General features: G+C 50.1%; 1 protein-coding gene. It reads right to left on the bottom strand.

Annotated elements, in window-relative coordinates:
* Positions 1-513 (bottom strand): condensation domain-containing protein (locus AB6735_RS28080; RefSeq protein WP_370999496.1); only part of this gene is annotated, 513 nt, incomplete at both ends.

The raw sequence follows: 513 nt of genomic DNA, 5'->3' as shown, positions 1-513 counted from the left end.
ATCAGGTCAAATTTGGCGATCGTGGGCATAATATGATATTCGCTTACACTTATCGAATCCAGCTCTTCCGCGCTTCCGTTGCCGCTCAGCTCTATGTTCTGAAGGGTAACCATCACGTCAAATATCGGCATCCGGCTCATATCCCGCTCCACCAAAAGCTCATCTACCAACAGGTCAAACGGGTACTGCTGATGTTCAAAGGCACCCAGCGTTATCTCTTTTACCGCTGACAGCAGCTTGTCGAAACTCCAGCTCCCTTCCAGCTGCGTCCGCAGGGCCAGGGTATTTACATAAAGTCCGATCTGATCCTCCAGGTCCACATGATCACGGCCAGCGACTGCCGTTCCTGTGATCAGGTCCTGCTGACCTGTATAACGGTATAACAGCGCATTAACCGCAGATAACAAAATCATAAAAAGGGTTGAGCCGCTGCTATCGGACTTCGCCTGGAGCAACTGCTTTATATCCTGACCCAAAATAAGTTCCTGAACAGCGCCATTGTTTTGCCTGGTC

The organism is Mucilaginibacter sp. RCC_168 (assembly GCF_041355315.1).
GTDB lineage: Bacteria > Bacteroidota > Bacteroidia > Sphingobacteriales > Sphingobacteriaceae > Mucilaginibacter.
The sequence above is the reverse complement of the archived record's forward strand: the minus strand, read 5'-3'. Positions and strand labels throughout refer to the sequence as shown.